The following is a 4,018-nucleotide window of genomic DNA, read 5'->3' as shown; positions in this document are numbered from 1 at the left end:
CCGCACCGGCCCGCGTCGCGTTCCGTCCCCCCGGGGCCAGACCGGGCGCCGCTCGGTCACAGTAGGCTTCGGCGCGAGAGCCGGAGCCCCTGACCGATGGGGACACACCTGCCGAGGAGCGCCCCGCATGAGCCTGACCCTGAGGACCATCAGCCGAGAGCAGCATCTGGCGTACATCCAGAGCCTGCCCTCGGCCAGTCACTGCCAGGTCCCGGCGTGGGCTGACGTGAAGACCGAATGGCGCTCGGAGAACCTGGGCTGGTTCGACAAGAACGGCGAGATCGTCGGCGCCGGCCTCGTCCTGTACCGCCAGCTGCCCAAGATCAAGCGCTACCTGGCGTACCTCCCCGAGGGCCCGGTCATCAACTGGTACGCGCCGAACCTGGACGACTGGCTCCAGCCGATGCTCGCCCACCTCAAGCAGCAGGGCGCCTTCTCCGTGAAGATGGGCCCGCCGGTGGTCATCCGCCGCTGGGACTCCGCGGCCATCAAGTCCGGCATCCAGGACCCGGACGTGAAGCGCCTGCGCGACGTCGAGGCCACGCACATCGAGCCGCGCGCCTTCGAGGTCGCGGACCGGCTGCGGAAGATGGGCTGGCAGCAGGGCGAGGACGGCGGCGCCGGATTCGGTGACGTACAGCCCCGCTACGTCTTCCAGGTGCCGCTGGCCAACCGTTCCCTGGAGGACGTCCTCAAGGGCTTCAACCAGCTGTGGCGCCGCAACATCAAGAAGGCCGACAAGGCCGGCGTCGAGGTCGTCCAGGGCGGCTACGAGGACCTGGCCGAGTGGCAGCGGCTCTACGAGATCACCGCCGTGCGCGACCACTTCCGCCCGCGCCCGCTCTCGTACTTCCAGCGCATGTGGACCGTCCTCAACTCCGAGGACCCCAACCGGATGCGGCTCTACTTCGCCCGGCACAACGGCGTGAACCTCTCCGCGGCCACGATGCTCGTCGTCGGCGGACACGTCTGGTACTCCTACGGCGCCTCCGACAACATCGGGCGCGAGGTCCGGCCGTCGAACGCCATGCAGTGGCGGATGCTGCGCGACAGCTACGCGATGGGCGCGACCGTCTACGACCTGCGCGGCATCAGCGATTCGCTGGACGAGACCGACCACCTCTTCGGCCTGATCCAGTTCAAGGTCGGCACCGGCGGCGAGGCCGTCGAGTACGTCGGCGAGTGGGACTTCCCGCTCAACAAGCTGCTCCACAAGGCGCTCGACATGTATATGTCGCGCCGCTGACGCGCTTCAATACTCCCTCGGCACACCCCGTTCGTTCCCTGATTCACCGCAGCCACCAGAAAGGTTCCGGGCCGGCCATGGCGCTCTCCCTCTACGTCGACACCGCGCGCTGGCGGGCGCACCAGAAGTCCGTGATGGACCAGTTCCCCGGTCTCGTACCCGTCTGCAAGGGCAACGGCTACGGCTTCGGCCATGAGCGTCTCGCCGACGAGACGATCCGCTTCGGGTCCGACACCCTCGCCGTCGGGACGACCTACGAGGCGGCCCGGATCAAGGACTGGTTCAGCGGCGACCTGCTCGTCCTGACCCCGTTCCGGCGCGGTGAGGAACCCGTACCGCTGCCGGACCGCGTCATCCGGTCCGTCTCCTCCGTCGACGGGGTGCACGCCCTGGTGGGTGCCCGGGTCGTCATCGAGTGCATGAGCTCGATGAAGCGCCACGGCGTCAAGGAGGAGGAGCTCGGGCAGCTGCACGCGGCGATCGAGGACGTACGGCTCGAAGGCTTCGCGCTGCATCTGCCGCTGGACCGCACCGACGGCTCCGACGCCGTCGAGGAGGTCATCGCCTGGATGGACCGGCTGCGCGCGGCCCGGCTGCCGCTGCACACCATGTTCGTCAGCCATCTGCGTGCCGAGGAGCTGGCCCGGCTCCAGCAGCAGTTCCCGCAGACCCGCTTCCGGGCCCGGATCGGCACCCGGCTCTGGCTGGGCGACCACGAGGCCACCGAGTACCGCGGGGCCGTCCTGGACGTCACCCCCGTCGTCAAGGGTGACCGGTTCGGCTACCGCCAGCAGAAGGCCGCATCCGACGGCTGGCTGGTCGTCGTGGCCGGCGGTACGTCCCACGGCGTCGGCCTGGAGGCGCCCAAGGCGCTGCACGGCGTGATGCCGCGGGCCAAGGGCGTCGCCCGCGCGGGCCTGGCCACGGTCAACCGCAACCTGTCGCCGTTCGTCTGGGCGGGCAAGCAGCGGTGGTTCGCCGAGCCGCCGCACATGCAGGTGTCGATCCTGTTCGTGCCCTCGGACGCCCAGGAGCCGCGGGTCGGTGACGAACTGGTCGCCCATCTGCGCCACACGACCACCCAGTACGACCGGCTCGTCGACCGCTGAGCCGCCCGTCCTGAAGGGCGGCCCCGGCTCAGCCGTCCCGGGTGGGCGTCACGCCCCACTCCACCTGAGGCCCCGTGACCGTCCGGGCCGCGTGCCCGGACGGACGGGCCTCGGGCGCCAGCACGAAGGCGTCCGGAGCCCCGTCGAGCACCCCGCCCGACGGGTCGTCCGACCCGTCCCCGCGCACCGGGTCCTTCTCCGGCTGGAGGATGTCCCGGACGATCAGCGCGCACAGGTACAGCGTGCCCAGCAGGTGCAGGGCGATCGCGACCTGGTAGCCCTCCTGCTGCAGCCCCTGGTGCTTGTCCCCGCCGCTGGTGTAGGCGAGGTAGGACCAGATCCCCAGGAAGTACATGACCTCGCAGGCCTGCCAGACGAGGAAGTCGCGCCAGCGCGGCCGGGCCAGGACGGCCAGCGGGATCAGCCAGAGCACGTACTGCGGTGAGTAGACCTTGTTCGTCAGAATGAACGCAGCCACCACCAGGAACGCCAGCTGGGCGAAGCGCGGCCTGCGGGCCGCGGAGAGCGCCAGACCGGCGATGCCCGCGCAGAAGACGACCATGAGGACGACCGATGCGGTGTTGACCGTCTCCACGTCGATGGGCTTGCCGGTGCGCTGCGTGATGATCAGCCAGAACGACCCGAAGTCGATCGGCCTCTCCTGGCTGAAGGTGTAGAACTTCCGCCACCCCTCGGGAGCGAAGATCATCACCGGCAGGTTCACCACCAGCCAGGCCGCGCCCGCGCCCAGCAGCGCCGTCCCGAACTCGCGCCACCGGCCCGCCCGCCAGCAGAGCACCAGGAGCGGGCCGAGCAGCAGGACGGGATAGAGCTTGGCGGCCGTGGCCAGGCCGATGAGGATGCCGAACGCGAGCACCCGGCCCCGTGACCACATGAGCATCGCCCCGGCCGTCAGGGCGACCGCCAGCAGGTCCCAGTTGATGGTCGCGGTGAGGACGAACGCGGGGGCCAGCGCGACCATCAGACCGTCCCAGGGGCGACGCCGGTGCGTGCGGACGGTGCACACGGCGATGACCACCGCGCAGATCATCAGCATGCCCGCGTTGACCATCCAGTACATCTGCTCGCGCTGCTGGATGGGGTCGCTGTCGGGCGTCAGCGTCAGCCAGGCCGCCACCTGCATGAACACCCCGGTCAGCACGGGGTACTCCAGGTACTGCATATCGCCGCTCAGCCGGTCGAAGTACGGCACGAGACCGTCGGCGAACCCGCGCCCCAGAAAGAGGTGCGGAATGTCGGAGTAGCAGGCGTGCGTGTACTGCGAGGTGGCCCCGCGGAACCAGGCCCACTCGTAGCAGGGGATCTTCTGCACCATGCCGAGGGCGAACATCCCGATCATGACCAGCGCGACGACGCGGACGGGCGTGAGCGGACCGTCGCCGAGCCGCGCCCAGCGCCCCACCCGGCCACCGAACAACTCGCTGCCGGCCGCCGCGACCTCATCCCTGTCGGTGGGCCGCACGACGGGCCGTTCCTGGTGCACGCTCGTGTCTTCTGCGCTGGGGCTTGGCATGCCGCACATCCTGCCGTACGGGGCTGTGCCCGGGGCAAGGACCGCCCGGGGGACACGGCAGGAGGGGCCCAGGCGGCGGCGCGCCGCCGGAAACGCGGTGAGGGCCGCCGTACCCGGGTGGGTACGGCC

At 70.2% G+C, this 4,018-nt stretch carries 3 protein-coding genes; 2 read left to right on the top strand and 1 reads right to left on the bottom strand.

The genetic code is table 11. The features are described from left to right. Nucleotides 1-127 precede the first annotated feature (127 nt). Together ACFWM7_RS34230 and ACFWM7_RS34225 are read left to right on the top strand one after the other, a co-directional pair. Nucleotides 128-1,246 (top strand): peptidoglycan bridge formation glycyltransferase FemA/FemB family protein, encoded by a 1,119-nt coding sequence (locus ACFWM7_RS34230; RefSeq protein WP_205080944.1) that lies wholly within the window; start codon nt 128-130, stop codon nt 1,244-1,246. A 77-nt stretch (nt 1,247-1,323) separates the two neighbouring features. Then, entirely contained in the window at nt 1,324-2,355 is a 1,032-nt protein-coding gene (locus ACFWM7_RS34225; RefSeq protein ID WP_383268381.1) for an alanine racemase, read from the top strand. A 28-nt stretch (nt 2,356-2,383) separates the two neighbouring features. On the opposite strand, the gene ACFWM7_RS34220 is transcribed toward ACFWM7_RS34225, so the two are convergent. After that, nucleotides 2,384-3,898: a glycosyltransferase family 87 protein gene (locus ACFWM7_RS34220; RefSeq protein ID WP_383268384.1), complete on the bottom strand. Its 1,515-nt coding sequence runs from the start codon at nt 3,896-3,898 to the stop codon at nt 2,384-2,386. Between the last annotated feature and the right edge of the window lie 120 nt (nt 3,899-4,018).

It is taken from the genome of Streptomyces sp. NPDC058375 (assembly GCF_042723425.1).
Taxonomy (GTDB): Bacteria; Actinomycetota; Actinomycetes; order Streptomycetales; family Streptomycetaceae; genus Streptomyces; species Streptomyces durocortorensis.
The sequence above is the reverse complement of the archived record's forward strand: the minus strand, read 5'-3'. Positions and strand labels throughout refer to the sequence as shown.

Coding starts and splice junctions, on each gene's coding strand:
- ACFWM7_RS34230 (WP_205080944.1), top strand. CDS start 128: ATGAGCCTGACCCTGAGGACCATCAGCCGAGAGCAGCATCTGGCGTAC.
- ACFWM7_RS34225 (WP_383268381.1), top strand. CDS start 1,324: ATGGCGCTCTCCCTCTACGTCGACACCGCGCGCTGGCGGGCGCACCAG.
- ACFWM7_RS34220 (WP_383268384.1), bottom strand. CDS start 3,898: ATGTGCGGCATGCCAAGCCCCAGCGCAGAAGACACGAGCGTGCACCAG.